18 protein-coding genes and 1 other annotated feature are annotated in these 23,032 nt (G+C 34.6%); of the genes, 1 reads left to right on the top strand and 17 read right to left on the bottom strand.

Annotation, left to right across the window (positions count from 1 at the left end):
- Window positions 1–26: 26 nt before the first annotated feature.
- The 4 genes from Q7P22_RS01380 to Q7P22_RS01365 all read right to left on the bottom strand — a co-directional run bounded on the left by Q7P22_RS01380 (window position 27) and on the right by Q7P22_RS01365 (window position 4,873).
- Complete coding sequence (locus tag Q7P22_RS01380; protein ID WP_303859799.1) at window positions 27–449, bottom strand: aspartate carbamoyltransferase regulatory subunit; 423 nt, start codon at window positions 447–449, stop codon at window positions 27–29.
- Window positions 450–451: 2 nt separating this feature from the next.
- The gene (gene pyrB / locus Q7P22_RS01375) at window positions 452–1,372 is read right to left on the bottom strand and encodes an aspartate carbamoyltransferase (protein ID WP_303859798.1); all 921 of its coding nucleotides are present in this window, start codon (window positions 1,370–1,372) and stop codon (window positions 452–454) included.
- 497 nt (window positions 1,373–1,869) lie between these two features.
- Window positions 1,870–2,739, bottom strand: a complete 870-nt coding sequence (locus Q7P22_RS01370; protein ID WP_303859796.1) for a DUF1002 domain-containing protein — start codon at window positions 2,737–2,739, stop codon at window positions 1,870–1,872.
- Between the two features lie 298 nt (window positions 2,740–3,037).
- Window positions 3,038–4,873 (bottom strand): clostripain-related cysteine peptidase, encoded by a 1,836-nt coding sequence (locus tag Q7P22_RS01365; protein WP_113920985.1) that lies wholly within the window; start codon window positions 4,871–4,873, stop codon window positions 3,038–3,040.
- Window positions 4,874–5,283: 410 nt separating this feature from the next.
- Between Q7P22_RS01365 and Q7P22_RS01360 the strand changes: the two genes are divergently transcribed.
- The gene (locus Q7P22_RS01360) at window positions 5,284–6,087 is read left to right on the top strand and encodes a YihY/virulence factor BrkB family protein (RefSeq protein WP_303859793.1); all 804 of its coding nucleotides are present in this window, start codon (window positions 5,284–5,286) and stop codon (window positions 6,085–6,087) included.
- A 150-nt stretch (window positions 6,088–6,237) separates the two neighbouring features.
- Here Q7P22_RS01360 and Q7P22_RS01355 read toward each other — a convergent pair whose 3' ends face one another.
- From Q7P22_RS01355 to Q7P22_RS01295, 13 genes are all read right to left on the bottom strand, one after another.
- The gene (locus tag Q7P22_RS01355) at window positions 6,238–7,779 is read right to left on the bottom strand and encodes a DUF3794 domain-containing protein (RefSeq protein ID WP_303859792.1); all 1,542 of its coding nucleotides are present in this window, start codon (window positions 7,777–7,779) and stop codon (window positions 6,238–6,240) included.
- Between the two features lie 232 nt (window positions 7,780–8,011).
- Window positions 8,012–8,998 carry an ornithine carbamoyltransferase gene (gene argF, locus Q7P22_RS01350; protein WP_303859790.1) on the bottom strand — a complete coding sequence of 329 codons (987 nt, stop codon included), beginning with the start codon at window positions 8,996–8,998 and terminating at the stop codon, window positions 8,012–8,014.
- 235 nt (window positions 8,999–9,233) lie between these two features.
- Window positions 9,234–9,500 (bottom strand): Veg family protein, encoded by a 267-nt coding sequence (locus Q7P22_RS01345; protein WP_113920989.1) that lies wholly within the window; start codon window positions 9,498–9,500, stop codon window positions 9,234–9,236.
- 383 nt (window positions 9,501–9,883) lie between these two features.
- On the bottom strand, window positions 9,884–10,516 hold the full coding sequence (locus Q7P22_RS01340; RefSeq protein ID WP_303859786.1) for a YhcN/YlaJ family sporulation lipoprotein: 633 nt from the start codon (window positions 10,514–10,516) through the stop codon (window positions 9,884–9,886).
- A 213-nt stretch (window positions 10,517–10,729) separates the two neighbouring features.
- Window positions 10,730–11,926, bottom strand: a complete 1,197-nt coding sequence (locus Q7P22_RS01335; protein WP_303859785.1) for a hypothetical protein — start codon at window positions 11,924–11,926, stop codon at window positions 10,730–10,732.
- 201 nt (window positions 11,927–12,127) lie between these two features.
- The gene (gene leuB / locus Q7P22_RS01330) at window positions 12,128–13,201 is read right to left on the bottom strand and encodes a 3-isopropylmalate dehydrogenase (RefSeq protein ID WP_303859783.1); all 1,074 of its coding nucleotides are present in this window, start codon (window positions 13,199–13,201) and stop codon (window positions 12,128–12,130) included.
- 31 nt (window positions 13,202–13,232) lie between these two features.
- Window positions 13,233–14,810 (bottom strand): citramalate synthase, encoded by a 1,578-nt coding sequence (gene cimA / locus Q7P22_RS01325; RefSeq protein WP_303859781.1) that lies wholly within the window; start codon window positions 14,808–14,810, stop codon window positions 13,233–13,235.
- Between the two features lie 34 nt (window positions 14,811–14,844).
- On the bottom strand, window positions 14,845–16,509 hold the full coding sequence (ilvB, locus tag Q7P22_RS01320) for a biosynthetic-type acetolactate synthase large subunit (RefSeq protein WP_303859779.1): 1,665 nt from the start codon (window positions 16,507–16,509) through the stop codon (window positions 14,845–14,847).
- A gap of 199 nt (window positions 16,510–16,708) precedes the next feature.
- Window positions 16,709–17,701, bottom strand: coding sequence for a ketol-acid reductoisomerase (ilvC, locus tag Q7P22_RS01315; protein ID WP_303859777.1), 993 nt, complete (start codon window positions 17,699–17,701; stop codon window positions 16,709–16,711).
- Between the two features lie 155 nt (window positions 17,702–17,856).
- Window positions 17,857–18,111: a binding site (T-box leader), on the bottom strand.
- A gap of 262 nt (window positions 18,112–18,373) precedes the next feature.
- A complete protein-coding gene (locus Q7P22_RS01310; protein WP_303859775.1) occupies window positions 18,374–19,336 on the bottom strand; it encodes a 3'-5' exoribonuclease YhaM family protein in 963 nt (320 codons plus the stop codon).
- Between the two features lie 140 nt (window positions 19,337–19,476).
- A complete protein-coding gene (locus Q7P22_RS01305) occupies window positions 19,477–20,634 on the bottom strand; it encodes a S1C family serine protease (protein WP_303859772.1) in 1,158 nt (385 codons plus the stop codon).
- A 17-nt stretch (window positions 20,635–20,651) separates the two neighbouring features.
- Window positions 20,652–21,440, bottom strand: coding sequence for an MBL fold metallo-hydrolase (locus Q7P22_RS01300; protein WP_369695468.1), 789 nt, complete (start codon window positions 21,438–21,440; stop codon window positions 20,652–20,654).
- Between the two features lie 197 nt (window positions 21,441–21,637).
- Complete coding sequence (locus Q7P22_RS01295) at window positions 21,638–22,894, bottom strand: UDP-N-acetylglucosamine 1-carboxyvinyltransferase (RefSeq protein ID WP_303859768.1); 1,257 nt, start codon at window positions 22,892–22,894, stop codon at window positions 21,638–21,640.
- Window positions 22,895–23,032: the final 138 nt, after the last annotated feature.

Below are 23,032 nucleotides of genomic sequence, written 5' to 3'. Positions count from 1 at the left end.
ATGGTGGATTTGACCTAACCACCTATTTACAAATGTGTTCTCGCATCGCAATACTCACATTTATACTCCTTTTTCTTACAATCAACTAAAGTAAATTCAATTGTCGGCACTTCTTCACAATTTGTGATACACCTTGGGTTTTTGCATTTTAGGGTACCGTATACTTTCTTAGGTAGACTTAGTTTGATTTTAGATTTAATCTCTCCATTTTCTACAATATTGACTGTAGCATTAGGATCCATTAGACCTAGTATATCAAAGTTAAGATCTAAGTCTGTCTCTATTTTTATCAAGTCCTTCTTACCCATTTTTTTGCTTGGAATATTTCGAAGGATTACTACTACATCTTCTATTTCGTGAAGTTTTAGCTGTTTAAAAATTTGAAATCCATGACCGTATTCGATATGATCAATAACGATTCCCTTCTTGATTTTTGATACATTTATCATATTTACCCCTCCAAGCCTAGTAATTTGATAATTAGAGCCATGCGGACGTACATGCCGAATTTGGCCTGTTTAAAGTATACTGCTCGTTTATCGCGATCTACTTCCTTTGCTATTTCATTGACTCTTGGCAATGGATGCATGATGATCATATCCTTTTTAGCCCTTTGTAATTTTTCTTTATCTAGAATGTAATAATCTTTTAATCTTTGGTACTCAAACTCACTAACAAAGCGCTCTCTTTGTACTCTGGTCATGTATAGTATGTCTACTTGATCGATGACATTTTCTAAATTGCTGGTTTCTGTATAGCTCGTATTAGAGAGTTCCTCTTTTATATACTGAGGGATCGTCAATTCTTCAGGTGAGATAAAGATGAACTTCACATTGCTGTATCGGTTTAAAGCCTTTACAATAGAGTGAACCGTTCGACCAAACTTAAGGTCTCCACAAAGGCCTACAACGTGATTACTCAAACTTCCCTTTAAGTTTCTAATAGTCAATAAATCCGTCAATGTCTGTGTTGGATGCTGGTGCCCTCCATCTCCAGCATTGATAATAGGCATATCCTCAGTATATTTGGTAGCCAGCTTGGCAGTACCTTCCTTAGGGTGGCGAATAATTGCAATATCCGCATAACAACCTACTGTTTGGATCGTATCTCCAAAGGACTCTCCTTTAGCAGTAGAGGAATTGCCAGGATCGTCAAATCCTATAATCTGACCACCTAATCGAAGCATCGCCGATTCAAAACTAAATCTAGTTCTAGTAGATGGCTCAAAAAAAAGGCTAGCCAATAATTTACCTTTGCAAATGTCTAAGTACTCATTAGGATTTGCAATAATCTTATCAGCTAACCTGAAAATACTATCTAATTCGTTTAAATCAAAATCGTGTGGTTCTATGAAATGTTTTCCCTTTAACATAGGTTTCACTCCTCATCTTTTAGGTGGTCGGGTGGTCAGCCGTAGGTTGCGGGCATCTAGCTTCTTTCTATCGCTACAAACCTCGCCAACTTTGGCGGGGGGCAATACCTAATTTCTCTCGCTTGTGTGAGATAAACTAGGTATTGCCCCAGGTGATCAGCAAAATCCAATCAGCCACGAATAGTGGCTTAAGGTTTTCCCATCCAACCGTACAACTGTTATAAACTACTGTACTTAACTCAAGACTTACAATAAATAAAGCTTTCTTAGGCACAAAAAAGCCTCTCTTGTAGATACAAAGAGGCATAATAAGTCTAAGAATCCTATTATATATACCTTCCCAGTATCTCGTACCAAGTTAAAAGTAATTTTTTATTACACATATTCTACATGAGCGTATGGAAATTGTCAATAAAAATCTTAGTAGAACAATACTTTTTTCTATACAAGAATATAAGTGATGATGTGTATTGACATCATCACTTATGGCTATTGGCTTATTTAAATAGGGATGCAATCCAATCTATTAATCCATTAAAGAAAGATTTTACACCTTGCAAGAATCCCTGACCTTCTTCTGAGGACAAATAATCAGAGGCTTTGCCTGCAATATTTTCAATTTGATTGGATACTTGGTTCCAGTCGATATCTAAGCCCTTCATTTTATCAAATAAAGCGACTAGTTTTTCGATTTGTGCGTCACTTAAGCTAATATTAAAATTATTGACAATATTGATAACGATGTCTCGCACTTCTTCTTTTGTCTTAGGATTCTTTTCGGCGATTTCTCTTTTGATTTCATTGATAATTTCTGTAGCTTTTTCGTCACCTATTTCTTCACCTAATTCGGCTGTACGAATCATCTCTTCATTGGCTACCTTTTTTACATCCTCGTCGATGACTTCACCTGTAGATACTTCATAAGCCTTCATAATCCCCGTCAAAGCTGCTGTACCTGATGCATTTTTAGGTGCTGTAATTTGGATATCGGCGTCTTCTACTCCAGCTGTCACCAAAGCATTGATATAGGTCTGTTCTGTAATATAAGTAATTTTATCACTAGTAGTCACTTTGATACCACTGCCCTTTTCCGTATAAGTAATCATAGCAGAAGAAATAGCGTTCTTTCCAATCTTTCCTGCTGGAACTACATCTCCTAAATACTTGTGTTCTTCTGCATTGGTAGTAACGATCATCTGTGCATTTTCCGGTGGGTTGAATTCTGCTAATATGGCTTCTTTTTCAGTTATTGTCAAGTTATCGCCTAATGTGACGATGACATCTCCTGCAGCCGCGTCAGCAAATACCGTAGCAGAGTTTAAAGATAACATAGCAAATAAAAATATAGCAATGAATTTTTTCTTCATAAAATTGTTCCTCCTAGTAGTAGATTTTAGTTGATTATATCATAAGATTTTGAGATAAAATACCATTTTACAGAAGCTTTACACTTTAGTTGTAAGTTCTGAGTTTTATGTAAAAGAGGTACCAGGTGGTAGGGTGGTAAGGTGGTAAGAAAAACCTTGACTCGTCTTAAAATGAAATAGTGTAGGGAACTACGCCCTTGTCGCTCCACCCTTAAACGACTAATGGTGGCACAGGTGCTTTTGCTTACCACCTTAATGCTTACCACCTTACCACCTTAATGCTTACCACCTGACCACCTTATTCAACAATTGGCACAAATTCTGAATATCGTTGATTTAATGCATAATCATCGATACAAAAACCTATAACAAAATCTTTGTTCGGTAAATCCATCAATTGAATTTGTGGTTTTTCTTTTATTATAAAGGGTTTTCCTTGGACATCTTCTGTTTCTTTTGTGTTTGTATTGTAGATTTTAAATAAAGGCTTAATCACATCCCCTTGATTTATAGGAATCGTCTCTTTTCTTACTGCCATGCTTTCTGGTATAACTCCGTGCCACGCTCCTATGATTTTGTATTCCTCTTCGTCTTCATACTTAGCTACTCTTATATTTGCATATTCTTCGTTGAGGATCACAGGAAGAGAATAGATAATATAATCCTCTTGAATATTTGTCGGACAAGTATATACTAAATGACCATTTAAGCTCATCCATTTATTATTAAAGTCTACCTCTAATTGTCCTATTTTTTCGTCGTATATTGTCTTAGGATTACCACCATATAATAAAATTTGTTCTTCGTCTATTTCTTCTCCTAATACTAGCACGGAATTGCTGACATTCCTTGCATCTTCTTCTTTTACTGCTAGACGATAATTTCCACCTCTATTTTGGATACTTTCACTTGCTAGCTCTACTCCTGTTTGGTCATTTGACGCTACTTCTGTATATCTGCTTAAGAATTGATTATACTCTTCTGAAAAGCCTATGGTTTGATATATTGGTAGCTCATATACGAGGTTTTCTTTATTGTAATAAGGAAAATAGACCGATATCCCGCTACTATCCTGCTTAGATTTTCCCTTTACTTGATAAACCACCGCATCTCTTACGTCTTCAATAATACGTTCCTTATCCTCTGCATACTGAGAATCTAAGTTTTTTGCTAAGTCTCCTAAATCAATCATATTGCTATATCCCTCTTCAGGAGATTGTCCACCATAGGATTCAGATCTGCTTACACTATTGGAAATCTGATTGAAGGTCCCTAAATCGGTTATGGTTTCGCTGGCTTTGCCTATAAATTTTTCAAAGGACTTGGTTAATTCGTCTGTTTTTCTTAAGTCGATGATGGATAAAGTGACAAAGTCCCCTTGAGATCTGGCTTGAGCATCTTTATTAAATCCATCTGCAATGGCTTTACCAAGTTCAATTTTATCTATATTGCCTTTAGCGGCTTCTTTTAAAAAGGAGCTATATTCCCAACCCATAGCCGGCTCTAATTCCGTTGAAGCCACAAGATAATTAGAATAAGGCGCTGCCATATTAGCCGTTTCTAAAGAAGCCATCAAGCAAGCATCGAATCCGATAATCTCTAGTTTTTTATTTGTAGTCTTATACGCTTCATCTAGACCTCGTCTTAATTCTGCTAAAAGAAGTGTATCATAATTATACTTTTCATCGTATCCAAATCCCGATATTGCTCCACCACCATGATTCCATAAGATCAAGACATGTTTTTGTGCAGGATAATTTTCTACTCCCCAAGTGATAAAGTCTCTTAGGGTATCCCCATCGCCCATATTCTTTTGACCTAAGTCTGCCAAATGTGTCATATTGCTCTTTTGTACTAGCCATCTTTGATTTTGGCTAGGGTCTATATAGTAGTTATTCCACTTATTTGTGCCCCCTGTTTCAATAACGATGTTTATATTGTCATTTGAACCTACTTTCATCATTTCATACAAGTCTTCAGTCCCTGCACTATATTCGCTCTCTAGGTCAGAGCCATTCATATAAATTAAAAAGGTGTATTCTTTTTCTTTATCACCTTGAGATTTTGTATTCCCTGATGCGCAAGCAGTGCAAAACAGCAAAACAAAAAGCAACAATCCCGTTATTTTCTTCAAATCCAAACCCTCTTTCTAAAGCATATGGTTTAGTATTTGCCAGTTTAGGAAAAAAATTTATGCTGTTACTAATATTGTTTTTTTAAGGTGGTCAGGTGGTCAAATATGCGACTTATGTCGCAGTGAACAATGAATATTGAACAGTGAATAATGAACAATTTAAAAGACTAATAAAACTCGCATATTTGTACTGTTCAATGTTCACTACTCATTCTTCATTGTTCATTAAAACTTAATTATTTAATATCAACCGTCCACTTTCCCCAAAAAGCAAGAAAAGGCCAGCCTTCGCCGACCTTTTCCATTGCACATAAAGATTATTATAGGGGGATAACCTTAGTGTTGATATGTAGTATTTTAAGGTATAATTCTTAAATAAAGCTTAAAAATATAGGGTAAGGAGAATTGTTATGAAACTTTTTAAATATATGTACACAAATTATAAAGAAAATGACTTTGCTTATTTATCAGCTCAAACATCTTACTTTTTGCTATTGTCTTTTATCCCTCTTTTGATATTTATCTTTACTATCTTAGGGAGTTTTAACTTGCCTACGCAAGATCTCTACACCTATTTAAAATCGGTGCTGCCTAGTCCGTCTTATACTACTGTTACCTCTATTCTCTCAGAGGTATTATCTGCTGAGCCTATTAATATTATGTCTCTATTACTTGCTCTGTACTTTGCATCAAAAGGTGTTCGCGCTTTAATCGTGGCATTAAACAAAGCCTATTGTGAGGATGAGTGTCGGAAATTTTTTCACTTATATACCTTGTCCCTGATTTTTACTCTTTTATTTGTACTTACCTTGGTGCTTATGCTTTTTTCTTTGGTATTTGGAAGGGTAATCGGTGAGATGGTGTTTGATTTTTTAGGAATTCATAGTAATTTTAATGTTATTTGGGTTTATATAAGATATATCATCACCATACTCTTTTCAGTGGTAACTTTTTCTTTTATTTATAAATACGCACCCAGCTGCAAAAGCTATAAGTTAAAATTTAAAGATGTCATTGGAGGCGCCATATTTACTACTGTCAGCTGGACAATAGCCTCTACATTATTTGCTTATTACGTAAACAACTACAATAATAGTTATTCTACTCTATATGGAAGTCTAGGCGGATTTTTTGCACTACTCGTTTGGCTGTATTTTTCGAGTACGATTATCATTTTAGGTGGCGAGGTGAATTCATATTTTGCTAGTCGCTAGTTTCTAATACCCACCATCTGGGTATTGCTTTAAGATCAAGGCAACTCTTTCACGCGTTGAGCAGTAGCTGAGCAATTGTTAGCTACTGCTGTTGTAATATAAAAACAAGCCACAAATAGTGGCTTATTACGGGCGAACGCTGTCTACTTTCTACTTTAATATCAGCAACGGCTCATAATCTGCAACTTGCTCTTCCTCGTCTAATTTATTATCCGTCAATAATTTATTTACTGTAGTGCTGTTGACTTTAGCAATTTCCCATAGGCTTTCTTGTGGTTGCTTGTAGTGAGCTTTAATGGTATAAAATTCGCCTATTTCTTCTGCTTCCTCTTCTTCTACTTCATTTACTGATTTTACTAAGTTTAATTTGATTTTCTTAAAGAAGTTTCCTTTTACTACGATATTTGATTCTACTCCAATAGAATTACCTCTTAAAGTAGATTCTAGTTGATCTACAGCAATATCAAAATCAAATAATTCCTGCTCATCGCTCTTAATGTCTATACTGTAAGAGAATGGAACTTCCTGTTCTACTTTTTCAATCATTTCTATTTCAGATAGAAGAAAGCATGTTTTAAGTACCCCATCAATTTTCAACTGATTATCTGCTATTTCGCTAGAGCTAACTAATACTTGGGCATCAGATAATAATATTTTTTCTACAGGCATTTCTGTTTCAAAAGTGATTTCGTCGCTGATTGTTATATCACCTTGAAAATCTTCTGTTAAGCAATAAGTCTTTATAACCTCTTTTTCAATATTGCTTTTAACTTCTGGGCTATATAAGTCTTGTATGTTTTCAATTTCTACATTTTCATAGAAAGTAATATCTGTGCTGACTACAAAGTCATAATTTAAAGACAGTAATTCTGTTTCTGGATCTAATGCAAAGTCAATGTTCTGACTTTTAATTTGGGGTGCATAGAAGAAATCATCAATATTTTCTACTCCATATTTTTCAATAAATTGGCTAACATTCACACTATGGTGAATATTTTTATATTCTTTTCTTTCCTCTGTATCTTCTGAATATAAAGTATCAATATTTACTTTTCCAGTAATTAGTACTCCACTAGGAGATTTACTTGACTTCATTTCCGAAAAAACAAACGAGCTGTCAATAACCTTTAATGACAATTCATCTTTTTCATCCATAGTAACGGATTCATTAAAAGATAATTCCTCCATATCTTTTAGTGCAGATACGGTAATGGTGATTTTGTCTTGTAATTTTTGAATATTGGCCATTTCTTTTACATCTGCTAAAAGAGGGAAATTGCTCTTTTTAATCATCTTGCCCTCAACCTGAATGATGCTTCGAATATTTACTTTACGGCTATTTGTAATTCGATAATCTACATGCTCAAGATTGGCTTTGATGAGACACTCTACGTCTCCTTCTAAATCGCTAAGTTCTGCTGAATACTCAAAAGGCGCCACAACTTCCGCACAATCTAAATAACCACCTTCTGCTACATAATACACTTTGTAATTTACGTCTCCCTCAATATTCAGTACATTTCCTTCAATGATTTGAGAAGATGGATCTACTTCTCCATTAATGTGGAGAATACTTCTCATATTAGGTTTAAAGTCCGGTATCTTTATAATTTCTTCTAAACTTGTCTGTGTATTAAAAGCATTTACTTCTTGATCTAGAGTAATGTATTCTCTAACCAATTCAAAAGGCATATTATTTCCCCCTTAATATTTTCACGATAATTTATTTCTTAATATATTTATTAAGGAGGGGGACAAAAAATGACCAAACAATAAAGTTTTTTATTGTTTGGTCATTTTTAGCTGCTAGTCACTAGATTTTTATCACATAAAGTGATGTATTGCTTGGCAACCACAAGAAATACGCTTCGCAAGTTTTCCATGGTTACGCGGACAGCCGCTTGGATCGTTGCCTTTGCGATAATCAAAGAGTAGCTACCATGACTGCTTTAATTGTGTGCATGCGATTTTCTGCTTCGTCAAATACTTTTGAATAGTGACTTCTAAAGACTTCATCTGTTACTTCCATTTCTTTGATATCGTATTTTTCGTAGACATACTGTGCGAACTCTGTATTTAAGTCATGGAAGGAAGGGAGGCAGTGTAAAAAAATCACGTCTTTATTTCCTGTTTTCTTTATAGTATCCATTGTAATCTGATATGGAAGTAGTAATTTAATTCGCTCTTCTTCTTTTTTCTCTTCACCCATAGAAATCCAAACATCCGTATAAAGGACATCTGCATCCTTTATACCTTCTTCTATATTGTCGGTTATTTCAATGGTTCCCCCACTTTTAGTTGCTACTTCTTTCATATCTTTTAGTAGCGCTTCATCTGGATACAATTCCTTAGGGGCTACTTCTACAAACTTCATCCCCATCTTTGCTGCACCAATCATCAGCGAATTTGCCACATTATTTCGAGCATCACCTATGTAAACAATTTTTACGTCTTTTAATGGTTTATTGACCTGTTCCTTTATTGTTAGAAAATCAGCTAATATTTGAGTAGGATGATATAAATCTGTCAAGCCATTCCATACTGGTACTCCTGAGTATTGGCTTAATTGTTCAACGGTTTCTTGTTTAAATCCCCTAAATTGAATGCCATCATAAAAGCGACCCAATACTCTAGCGGTATCTTCAAGAGATTCTTTTTTTCCCATTTGACTATTACTCAGATACGTTACATTCGCACCTTCATCATAAGCTGCTACCTCAAAAGAACAACGGGTTCTTGTAGATGCCTTCTCAAAAATCAGCACGATATTTTTTCCCGATAATCTCTTATCTTGTATACCTAATAACTTTTTCTTTTTAAGGCTTAATGCAAGATCTAACAAATGATTTATTTCATCTTGAGAATAATCTCTCAATGTTAGTAAATCCCTATTTTTTAAATTTATCGCCATATTGATCCTCTCCCTATCAATGCATAATATACATTAATATTCATACATAAAGCTTAATCCCCTACTAAATATGAATATTGTTGCATATTTTCTTATAATTATACATATACTATAAGAGAAATGCAAGAGTTTTGTTGCTTACTTAAAGATAAAAAGAGCCACCAATGGTAGCTCTTTTAGAATGGATAAGGTCATTCGCTGGTGCGTATGAATCTTTAGCCGTTTCTGCGTATCTTTATCCATATACTATATTCTGTTCGCTATCACATAATGTTAATTCTACATTACGAGTTAATAAGTCTGAATAACAAAATGACATCTTCCTTGGACTTTTGTTTTCTTCCTCAACTTCGATAACAAATATACTAGGATATGCTCCTTCTATTATTCCCTCTTTTATAACAACTCTTTTTCGACTTTTGCTTGCTTTTAACATTACTCTGTGACCTACATACGATGACAATCCTTCTTTAATTTCAGATATAGTCATATTCTTGCTCATTCAATCACCTCTATTTTAAAATTATAACACATCAAATTGAATAAGTCAAATTAAAATATTATAACAGATTCATGTAAACCATGTCAATAACAAATTCTATTTATTGTTTGCAGTTTTTTTACATTATATCCATAAAACACTTTATAAATACTCTTTTAATCTATTTTAGCATAAATCTGCACTACTTTTTTAATAATTATCCATCTATAATAAGAGAGGTATAATACAAGAAAGTACTGACCACAATTTAGCCATCAGTGATTAGCACCAGTTACCAGTGTTAGAATAAAATCTTATAGGCCAAAGATTTAACTTCATATAAAAATAGAAATTTCCTAGTTAAATAAAAACGCGAAGGCATTTTATTCTTCGCGTTTAAATAATTATCTAAATACGTTCTCTAATTTATTCCAATCTACATTAATAGTATTGCCTATATCATCAATAAATTCTTCTATTTTATCCCGATCTTTTGTAAAGTACACTTTAGTAATGCTTGGATCTTCTCTTTTTATTTCGTTGGAAAGGGTTTCTTTTGTTTTTTCACTTAACTGATCCTTATCTAAATCCAAACCTACGTAACAAGTATCATCATTGATTACAACAGTGGAATCGTCAACTTCATCTTTTCTATTACAGATTTCTTCAATACGATTTGTTAAATTTGAATCGCCTAATGCAGAATTTCTATAGTTGTTGTTTGTTCCATTGTTATTTGTATTTCCATTATTATATGTGCGGTAATTATAATTACTAGCTCCGTTATTGCGCACCATCTCATCTATACCATTAGAATTACCTAGCCCGTCGTAATTGGAATTAGTGTCATACTGATTTACAAAATCCCTCTGTCTGCCATTAATATTAGAATCATCTACATTATACATACCTTCACCATAAGAATTGTTTCTTGTAGTATTATTTTTTGTAGCATCATCTGTATTCGTAGTACATCCAACACCTAATAAAGCTACTAAAGAAACGATTGTTACTACAGTTATAAATTTCTTGTTCATATTATTTATGTCCTCCTTCTTTTCAGTTGATAGTATTATTGTGATAAAATCGAGGACTAAATATGCTACCAATTTTTATTAATAATTTTTTTTATAAAAAATTATTAGATATAAGATATAATCTCATTTTTAGGTGAGTTTAATCTTTCTACCTAACCAACTTTTTCAAAAAAACCCTGTGACAGTTCTTGTCACAGGGTTAGCGTTTACTTATTACATATTATTATGTATAATTTGCTTGCTCAGTGGTGGCTTTACTGGTCTTCTTGGGATGACAATCTTTCCTGTATGTACATCTACATAGAGTAGCCAATAGCCCATGGGTTCGCTTTTTACTACATCTTCAGATTGCCAATACAAATATCCTGTACTGCCTCTAAAAGGTTGCTCTTGCATATAAAATCTTCCTGGTATTCCATAGACAAAGTATTTTAGCAGCTTTTTATCCCCTGAATCTTCTGTTACCACGCCAAAAATCCAATCTCTTGGAATAGCATGAATATTTTTATAATTCATAAATGGATAAATCATAGGCATTAAATAACCATTATACAAAATACAGTAATATTGAATATCTGTATCAAATTCTCTAACATACCACCATTTATGATTTTGTATAGGTTGCTTAAATGGATCTGCCAGTTCAAGAATAGTATCTAACTTATCCAAATTCTCCCACAGGTAAAAAATAGTATTGTTAAAAATCCCCCCTTTATTTTCTGTTTTATGTGATCCTTGAATTTCAGATTTTAAGGTAGATTCATTTATTTTGTCTGCATATTTTTTTTCTATTGATTCTTTTAAAATATTTCTATCTATTATAGACTTTTCTTCCGCAGTTTCAGAAAAATGTAAATCAGAATTAATGACCTCATCTTTTTCTTCCTTTTTAGGCTCATCAGTAGCTCTTGCCTCCAAAGGCTCTTTGAGTTCTTCTACTTCAATAGACTCTTTAACTTTAACTACTTCTGGCTCCTTCACCTTAGCTTCTTCTTTCTCTTCAGTAGCTTGAAAGACATCCTTTTTTTTCGATACTTTATGATTTCCTTTAAGATAAAGAATCTCTTTGATATTGATAGAATCTCTCTTAACCAGATAGGCTATAAGGACAAGGGTTCTACGATCTCTTAAAGGATAGATTGCAATAGCTTGAATCTTTTCTAAGCTTTCTTCTAGAGAAATAGTGTAATCTACTTTATTTTGACCACTAAATTTGCCCATGTTCTTTACATTTTGCCCTTCTACAATGACATCTATTCCGTATTCTTCAGGTTTTATTCCCTCAACAAATACTTTAGCTATTGTTTTACCTTTGCTTTCATTTAATTGGACATGTCCCTTTAAACTCTTGGAATGAATTGCATATCCTGAATCTATCGCTTCAAGAAAAATGAATTTTCTCTGTTGCATGTCTATACCCCTCTCATAACTTGTTTATTTATTAATATGAGAAGACTATATCTTTTAGAATAAAGAATTAAATAAAATAGATGTTCGCATAAACAGTAGTTGCTCGATGGTTAGCAATAGTTGAACGGTAGTTACACAATTGTTCATTCTCCCATCCAACTAACGAATCATATAAAAAAATCACGCCGAAGCGTGAAGTTTTTATATATTTCCTAATATGATTTGTGTCATCTCTTTTGTAGATAGAACTTTTTCATCTTTTGCTACGATGTCGGATGTTCGATGACCATCGTCTAATGCTTTTTTGACAGCTGCTTCTATGTTTTCTGCTTCTTCATTTAAGTTAAAGGAGTACTTTAACATCATCGCTACAGACATGATCGTGGCGATTGGATTTGCTTTCCCTTGCCCTGCAATATCTGGTGCTGATCCATGAACTGGTTCGTACATACCCTTGTTGTTTTCGCCTAAACTTGCAGATGGTAACATACCAATAGAGCCTGTTATCATACTAGCTTCATCTGATAAAATATCGCCAAACATATTTTCCGTTACGATAACGTCAAATTGCTTTGGATTTCTTACTAATTGCATGGCTGCATTATCTACGTATAGGTGATTTAAGCTTACATCTGGATATTCTTTTGCAATTCTCTCAACCGTTTTTCTCCAAAGTCTTGAGCTTTCTAAGATATTTGCCTTATCTACACTTGTAAGTACTTTACCTCTTTTTTGAGCCATGTCAAAGGCAACTCGTGTAATTCTCTCAATTTCTTTTTCTGAATAAATAAGCACATCGTAAGCTGCTTTTCCCATGTCTTCCGTTTCTTTATATCCTTTTTCGCCGAAATAAAGGCCACCAGTTAGTTCTCGAACAACTAATACATCTAATCCCCCTTCGACAATTTCAGGTCTTAGTGGACATGCATCTGCCAAGGAATCAAAAAGAATAGCAGGTCGTAAATTAGCATATAAACCCAATCCCTTCCGTAAACCTAGTAGGGCAGCTTCTGGTCTTTGATCTCCAGGAAGGTCATCCCATTTAGGTCCACCTACAGCCCCTAAAAGCACTGCATCGCTATTATTTGCTACCTCTAACGTCTTTCCTGGCAATGTAGTTCCATACGTATCGTAAGCAATACCACCTGCTAATACTTCCTCAAATTCAAATGTGTGATTATATTTTTGTCCAATCGATTGAAGAACTTCAACAGCAGAATCTACAACCTCTGGGCCAATTCCATCGCCTTTTATTACGGCAATTTTATAATTCATATTGATGACAACCTCCTGTGTGAAAAATAATTTATTTTAATTTTATCTTTTGGTCTTTAATTAATTTATAATCTATAGAATCTACTAAAGCATTTACACTGGCTTCGATAATATTAGTAGATACTCCTACAGTAGTCCAGTAGTCTTCTCCGTCTGTAGATTCAATTAATACCCGAACCTTTGCTCCAGTATTGGTTCCATCTAGAACCCGTACCTTGTAATCGGATAAATGAAATTCTTTAAGATTACTGTAAAATAAGCCTAGGACTTTTCGAATAGCCTTATCAATCGCATTTACGGGACCATTTCCTTCTGCTGCTGTCATTTCTGTTTTGTCGTTAACAGAAACTTTTACCATAGCAGATGCCGTACAGTGTCCATTGGATTCCGTAGCCTCTTCAATAATCTTATAATATTCCAATTTAAAAAATGGTTTGTATAATCCTAGATGCTTTCTAATAACTAACTCAAAAGAAGCTTCTGCACCTTCAAACTGATAACCATCTGCCTCTAAATTCTTTAATAATTCCACAATTTCTGCCGTTTCAGGAGAATTCTTTGTTATAGAAGAATCTACTTTATTAATTCGGTTGATAACTGTATTCTTACCTGAAACTTCAGACATGAGAAATCTCCTTGTATTTCCTACTACTTCAGGTTCTACGTGTTCAAAGGAGCCTTTTGCCTTCATGATGCCATCTATATGCATACCGCCCTTATGTGCAAAAGCATTTGCTCCAACATAAGGCATAGAATGATCTAATGGAATATTAGAAACTTCGGCAATATATCTCGCTGCAGGAGTCAATTGGCTTATCTTGTCAGAATGAATACACTCATATCCCCATTTGATCTGCAAATTAGAAATAATAGTGGATAGATTTGCATTTCCGCATCTTTCGCCTATTCCAAGGAAAGTACCTTGAACGTGACTTGCTCCACCTTTTACAGCTAGAATGGAGTTCGCTACTGCAACTCCACTATCATTATGACAGTGAATGCCTATAGGTACTTTTAATATACTTGCCAAATCTTTTACGATGGAATAAATTTCGTTAGGAAAACAACCCCCATTTGTGTCACACAATACTAAATAGTCTGCTCCTGCCCTTTCTGCAGCTTTTAAGGATTCAAGGGCGTATTCTGGATTGGCCTTATATCCATCAAAAAAATGTTCTGCATCGAAAATTACTTCTTTCCCTTTGTATTTCAAATAGGATATCGTATCATAAATCATATTTATATTTTCTTCTAAACTTGTACAAATAACATTTTTTACGTGATAGTCCCAGCTCTTTCCAAAAATACTAATCGCTTTTGTATCAGCGGATAACAAGTCGTGGACATTCTTATCCTCTTCTACCCGTATGTTTTTTCTTCTAGTACTTCCAAATGCCACTAAGGTTGCATGTTTTAGCTCATATTGCCTCATAGCGTCAAAATACTCACGGTCCTTAATATTAGATCCTGGGTTTCCTGCTTCTATATAATCAATACCTAGTCGATCTAGCTCTTTTGTTATTTTTATTTTATCATCAAGAGAATAGGATATACCGCTCCCCTGGGCTCCATCCCGTAAGGATGAATCAAATATTTGAATCTTCTGCATCTATTTCACCCCTTTTACTCTATAAAAACAACTCTTAATCGGCTTCTAAAATAAGCGTCTCTAATGATTGTCCTGCTGGTACGATTGGCAAAACATTATCGTCTTTACTAATTCGACATTCTAATAAAACTGGTTTCGTTAAATTTAAATGACTTAGAAAATCATTTAAACCGAACATATCATTTACCTGTATACCTTCTATACCATAAGCATCAGCTAATTTTATATAGTCCACTACGTCCGTATTGTCCGTTTCCATATATCTTTTCTTGCTAAACATCTTTTGCCATTGCCTTACCATTCCAAGCGTGTTGTTGTTCATAAGAACTATGAGAATAGGTAATTTAAACTTTGCAATCGTCAGAAGTTCATTGCAGGTCATCCTAAATCCTCCATCTCCGACAAATAGGATTACAGGTTTTTCTGGAGCACCAATTTTAGCACCTACAGAAGCACCTATACCAAAGCCCATGGTTCCCAAGCCTCCAGAAGTAACAAATTTAGTATCTTGATTAAATTTCCAATACTGTGCTGTCCACATTTGATGTTGACCTACATCTGTAACGACAATTGCTTGTTCATTAAACTTTCCGTTAATAGCTTCTATGATATTCTTTGCTACAAAATCTTTAGATGTGTAGTGGCTTTTAACTTCAGTTTGTTGAATTTCATTCAGCCAATTTTTTCGACTATTTTCTTCAACACTGTCAACTATCATTTTAAGAGAATTTTTGACATCACATATGTATGAAAGATACGTTTCAATATTTTTGTCAATTTCCGTCTCATCAATATCTAAATGAATAATGTTTGCTTTTTGAGCAAATTTTTTTGGATCTCCGATAACTCGGTCACTAAATCGAGCTCCAATAGCAATAAATAAATCGCATTTTGTCACAGCGATATTAGCTTCTTTAAAGCCATGCATACCTACAAGCCCCAAAGAAAGAGGTTCTGTTCTATCAATGGTAGATAAGCCCATTAGCGAATTTACTACAGGTATTCCTGCTTTTTTTGCTAATTCAACCATCTCGCTTGATGCATTTGCTGTCTTTACACCTCCACCAGCGTAGATGATCGGTTTACTAGAAGAATTAATCAAATGTGCTATCTTTTCAGCATCCTCAATACTAATGGTATCTGCAAACACAGAATCCTTTTCTTCAATATCTGTAGGTTCAAAATCTATTACAGTGGTGAACACATCCTTTGGGATATCAATTAATACCGGTCCTGGTCTATCAGAATTAGCGATAGCAAAGGCTTTTTTTACTGCCTTTTCTATGTCCTCAGCCGTCTTAATGAGAATATTATGCTTTGTAATCGGCATCGTTACTCCAGTAATATCGATTTCCTGAAAAGAATCTCTTCCCAATAGAGAATTCGCAACTTGACCTGTAATGACCACCATAGGTATAGAATCCATATAGGCTGTCGCAATTCCTGTGACGGTGTTCGTAGCCCCTGGTCCTGAAGTAACTATGCAAACACCTGTTTTACCTGTTACCCTAGCGTATCCATCTGCTCCATGAGCTGCCCCTTGCTCATGAGCTGGTCTGTATACTTTAAAATGATCTGTCTCATCATATAATGCATCAAATAAGGGTATTACAGCTCCCCCTGGATAACCAAAGATCGTATCTACATTTTGCCCTTTTAAACATTCTAATAGTATTTGAGATCCGCTCTTTTTTCCCATAATTTGACCTCCCTAAATCTTTTATTCGATTCGCTACTGCATCTTTACAACTATTCATACTACATTTCTAAATCTTAAAAAATAATGATAAGTGGGGGATTACACCCTTGCGAAATAAAGTCCTATTTTATAAAAGATGCTGAATAGATAATATCTCATTCAGCATCTTCAACATAGTCTAATTAAACTTTTGGTTTAATTATTTTTGCAACCATGACATCATAGATCTTAATTTTTTACCTACTTTTTCTACTAGATGTTCTTTTTCTATTGATCTTGTAGCATTAAAATATGGTCTGTTTACAGTGTTTTCTTGTAACCAATTTCTAGCAAATGTTCCATTTTGAATTTCTTCTAATACTTTCTTCATTTCTGCTCTAGATTCTTTACCAATGATTCTTTTACCTGTTACATAATCGCCATATTCTGCAGTATCACTGATAGAGTATCTCATTTTTTCAAATCCGCCTTCTACAATTAAGTCGACGATTAATTTCATTTCGTGAACACATTCAAAATATGCGCTTTCTGGCTCATATCCAGCTTCTACTAATGTTTCAAAACCAGCTTTCATAAGCTCTGTTACACCACCACAAAGAACAGCTTGCTCTCCAAAAAGATCTGTTTCTGTTTCTTCTCTAAAAGTAGTCTCTAGAACACCCGCTCTAGCGCCACCAACACCTGCAGCATAAGCTAATCCAAGATTGAAAGCATCGCCTGTTGCATCTTGGAACACTGCGATTAAGCAAGGAACACCTTTTCCTTCTTCATATTGTCTTCTTACAATATGTCCTGGTCCTTTTGGTGCAATCATAAATACATTTACATCTGCTGGTGGTACAATTTGCTTGTAGTGAATATTAAATCCATGTGCAAACATTAAAGATTTTCCAGCAGTTAAATTAGGTAAAACATCGTTATTGTATATTATTGGTTGTTTTTCATCATTGACTAACATCATAATGATATCTGCTTCTTTTGCAGCTTCAAAAGTAGTTTTAACTGTTAATCCAACTTCTTCTGCTTTTGCTTTTGATTTGCTACCTTCGTATAATCCAACTACAACATCTACGCCGCTTTCCTTTAAGTTTAAAGCATGTGCATGTCCTTGGCTACCGTATCCAATAATTGCTACCTTTTTTCCTTTAAGATAATCTAAATTACAGTCTTGTTCATAGTACATTTTTGCCATTTATAATTCCTCCCAAATTTTGTTTTAGTATATATAGAATATATCCTATATATAATTTATAAAAGGGTGTCCTTGACGCAGGGGTACTGCTAGAGATCTTTTGTGAGCTTTCTCATTGTACAAAAAAGCCTCGTTCCTATAAGCATCTTAATACTCATAGGGACGAGGCATTTATAACATCGTGGTACCACCCTAGTTTACAGTTAAATAAAACTGACTCTGTTCAGGTCAAATCTTCTGATTGAACCCTTATTTATATATCGGTAAAAACCGCCTTAACCTACTCGCATTAACTTTCAGCAAGGTACTCAGAAGTGATCTATTGCATACCTACCCAACGCTAATTTTCACCAAACATTAGCTCTCTAAAGTTGAATTTATGGTACTTTTGTCTTCGTCATCGCATTCTTATATCAAATTATTAGTTCTATTTTAATCCCTTCTAAATTCTATGTCAAGGAATTTTTCAGAAAATTCCGATTAAAATTCTATTAGGTAAAAAATATAATGTAAAATACGGAAAGGAAAACCTACTCACCCGAAGGCGCCGCAAGATTTTATTGAAAAACGGACTAGCTTCAGCTGACAATATTTAGAAGAAAACTTTTACTATTCTCGAATAATCCGTTGAATAGTAATGGAGCAATTATTTCACTATCGCTCAACGATGGTTCAACCATTGTTCCTTTCATCAAAGCTCGTCTTATAAAGACTTCTCCCTTCCAATGAATAATTTTTCTCTGAGAAGGTACCACCCTCTATATTAGATAAGGCTTTGTTCATACCATACATTCTAGCATCGATTAAGTCGATATAGTGAAGTAGTTCTGCCTCTGGAACCAGGGGCATTTTAGGGCTTCCATACTCTGCATGATAATGATGAGATAAAATCATATGCTGAAGAACCATTTTTATTTCGTCATCTATGAAAAGTTCTCTACAAACTCTATCTATTTCAGTAATGCCCTGAATAATATGACCTAGAAGCTTTCCCTCTGTAGAATAATCTTCTACAATACCTAGCTCATCTGCTATCATCTCTTCTGTTTTAGAAAGATCGTGTAATACAATGCCAGCGTAGAGTAAGTCTGTATTGATAAAGTCATAGGCAGAACTAATCTTCTCACCTAAATCTAGCATAGTTCGAATATGATATAATAACCCACCTTTTATATTGTGATGGTGAGTCTTGGCTGCTGGATAATAGGATAATTTGTCCTCCTTATCTCTAAATAAGGTCAAAGTAAGTTCTTTGATTTGAGGATGAGTAATTTTATCGATAAAACTATAAATCTCACGAATCATTTGATTAGAAGATACAGGAGCAGCTGCAATATAATCTTCAAAATTAACATCATCCGATTGATCCACTAATCTAATCTTTTCAATATGCAATTGCATCTTGTTATTAAATTTTTGAACTTGCCCTCGAACTTTAACTAAAATACCAGATTTATATGTGTTTAAATCTATTCCTTGAGTATTCCATACCTTCCCATTAACTTCATCTTTATTTTGATCGGCAACATTTATATCAATATAGCTACCTCCATTTTTAGAGGTCCTCTCTTCTATTTTCTTAATCATATAATAGCCTTGTATCTTCTGATTGTATTCAAAATCTTTTATATTCATTATTATCCCTCCATAAAAGCGTCTTCGGCAATTTTGGTTCTAAGTTGTAAGTAAAAATATTTGAGCTACCACTGATAGCTCTTCTTGTCCAACCACCTAACCTTTAAAAAACAATCGCGACCGTCTCCAGTCGCTGATTATTAGTTTTTAATGCTATTTGACAGTCTTGAAATCTCCTCCTGCCCCATTAATCCTACTGTTGCAGTAGACGTTTTTTCTCCTCTAGTGTACTTAACCTGAACGGTATCTCCTGGAAGTTTATTGTAGATAACTTCCCTTAGTTTTAACATAGTATTGACCTTAACCTCATCTATATGAGTAATGATATCACCCTTTTGTAATCCTGCTACATCCGCCCCGGAACCCTTTTGAACATCCATTATCAGTATTCCTGCATCAAGTTTAAAGTCCTCATCGCCAACATAATATTTAGCAAATTCTCTATCTGTACCGCTTATGCCAAGCAATGTAGGTGTAAATTTTCCATTTTGGATGATTTGTTCTACTATTGGTTTGACAATATTTATTGGTATAGCGAAACCCATACCTTCACCGCTGTCTACTTTAGCTGTATTGATTCCAATGACCGTTCCTTCATTGTCTAATAGAGGACCACCGCTATTTCCGCTATTTATAGAAGCATCTGTTTGAATCAAATCCTCTGCTATATTGCTTTGGCTGATGGCAATACTTCTATTTAATCCACTGACAATACCGGATGTAACTGTTCGTTCAAAAGTTAAACCTAAAGGATTTCCTATAGCGATAGCCATCTCACCTACAGAAAGATGATCTGAATCTCCTAATATGGCAACAGGTAGATTATTTGCATCTATTTTTATGACCGCCAAATCTAAGTTTTCATCGGACCACACTACGGAAGCCTCTAAAGACCTACCATCCTTTAAAGACACTGTAATCTTGCTTGGATTGTTTGTTACTACATGTTGATTGGTAACAATATAACCATTCTCCGTTACAATAAATCCAGATCCTACTCCAGCTCTTTCATATTGTCTCATAAAGATATCCTGGGTCATTTCAACTGTAGTTATTCCCACAACTGCTGGCGTAACTAATTCTGCTACAGCTTCAACGGTAGTTGGAGGGTCATCCTCAATGGTAAGAGATTCTACAAGACCGCTATTTGTAGAATTATTTTGCACAATTTCATTGTCTATATTATTTATATATTGGATTGCTATAACTCCAATTACAAGTCCACCAATTAAGGCGCCTACTAAACCTACAGCTAAAATCTTTAAAAAACTGACTTTACCATAGTTTCCATCTTCCATACTCTTTCCTCCTTAACTTAAAAGCTAAACACTGTGCTTGGAGTAAATCGTGATGCCACCTCTAAAGTTACATCCTTTTGTATTTTAATTTTATTTTTAGTAAGAAGAGAGCTTGTCGTTTCAAATGCCAATTCAGGAAAATTATTTTCTTCACTTAAATGAGCTAGTAGCACTTTTTTAAGGCCTTTTTCTACTAATTCTAAAATAGCACTCGCTGCTACCTCATTTGATAAGTGTCCCTTTTCGCCTAGTATACGCCTTTTTAAAGGGTATGGATAAGGTCCTGCTTTAAGCATATCTACATCATGATTTGATTCAATAACAGCTAAATCAGAATTTACAATACGCTCCAGTATACTGCTGTTGATCTCTCCAGTATCCGTCACAATGGAAATTTTGTTCTTACCATTGGTTATAGAAAAACCGACAGGCTCTCCAGCATCGTGACTTATCGAGAAAGGTAGTATTGATAATCCATTTAGAATAAGCTCTTCATCTGATGCAAAAACCACTCTGTTTTCAGACCTAATTTTCCCTAGACAGGTGGATGCTACATCCCATGTCCCACTATTAGCGTAAATAGGAATATTATAGCGTCTAGATAGGACCCCTGCTCCTTTTGTATGATCAATGTGATCATGAGAAAGAAACAATCCACTTAATTCCTGTGGATTCACTTGAATCTTTTTTAAATTCTCTTCTATTCGCTTTCCGCTTACTCCAGCATCAATTAATATCTTTGTATCTCCATCCTCTAAATATGAACAATTGCCACTACTTCCACTATATAAGCTACAAAATCTCATCAAATTCTCCCTTTTTTTATTTTCACTTATATAATCATATCAGAGTTTATGATTATATAATAATGTAATTTTCTTAAAAATAACTTAAAAAAGACAGCCCCAGCTACCAGTGGTCGCTGGGGCTAGAGGACATACCAAAAAGCACTACATGTCTTATTTTAAAAAGAATATAGTGCTTTTTACCACCTCTTATAGAACTAATCTACTACTTTTTTAATTTTTGCACCTAGGCTTCTTAACTTTCCTTCTAAGTGTTCGTAGCCTCTTTCAATATGTTTTAATTCTGTAACTTCTGTTACTCCATCCGCAACCAGTCCAGCGATGACCATGGCAGCTCCAGCTCTTAAATCTGTAGCTCTTAATGTTGCACCGCTTAATTTCTTGCCTCCACTAAAGATTGCCACTCGTCCATCTACAATAACATCTGCGCCCATTCTTCGGAGCTCGTCTACATATTTAAATCGATTCTCAAAAATACTTTCTGTGATAGTACCTGTACCTTGGGTTAAACACATGAGCACTGCCATAGGCTGTTGTAAGTCTGTTGGAAAACCAGGGTAAGGTAAAGTCTTAACATTAATGGAATTTAAATCTTCTTTTCCAATCACTCGAATAGCATCGTCGTATTCAATGATTTCTGCACCCATTTCTGTTAATTTGGCGGAAATAGACTCTAAATGTTTTGGTATGACATTTTTAATCAAAACATTTCCCTTTGTTGCTACAGCAGCCACCATATATGTACCTGCTTCAATTTGATCTGGAATAACCATATACTCGCAACCTCTTAATTCTTTTACACCATTGATTTTTATAATATCTGTGCCTGCACCTTTAATATTTGCACCCATTAGATTTAAAAAGTTTGCCACATCTACTACATGCGGTTCTCTAGCAGCATTTTCAATAACCGTCATGCCTTCAGCCTTAACCGCTGCTAACATAATATTAATTGTAGCACCTACACTAACTACATCCATGTAAATTTGGGCTCCTATGAGCTTTTCTGCAGACATATTAATAACACCGTGTTCTATTTCTACTTTAACACCTAATGCCTCAAAACCCTTTATGTGTTGGTCAATAGGTCTTACACCTATATCACATCCTCCTGGAAAAGGAATGGTAACCTTTTTAAATCTTCCCAGTAGTGCTCCTAGCAGATAGTAAGATGCTCTCATCTTACGAGTCTCATCGTCTAGCATTTCATACTGCTCAATATTTTGAGCGTCAAAAGTAATTGTATTTTCATTTATTTGAGTTGTCTTAACGCCTAATTTTCGTAATATATTAATAAACCGGTTAACATCTTTAATATTAGGTATATTTTCTAATTTGCATACGCCTTCTGAAAGGATTGTAGCTGGTATTAAACCTAAAGCTGCATTCTTTGCACCAGCAATGCTTACTTCACCTTTTAAAGGAGTACCTCCTTGGATTACATATCGCTCCATAATAACTTCCCTTCATTATATTGTTCTATTCAACGGTTGATTATATCATATTTTTTTTCATTCTCAAAACATTATATTAACATTACTTCAATTCGTAATATGAACCGATCAATAATATCTTGTTATACTAAAGCCAAG

The organism is Alkalibaculum bacchi (assembly GCF_937875145.1).
GTDB lineage: Bacteria > Bacillota > Clostridia > Eubacteriales > Alkalibacteraceae > Alkalibaculum > Alkalibaculum bacchi_A.
This window is presented reverse-complemented; position numbering and strand designations above follow the sequence as displayed.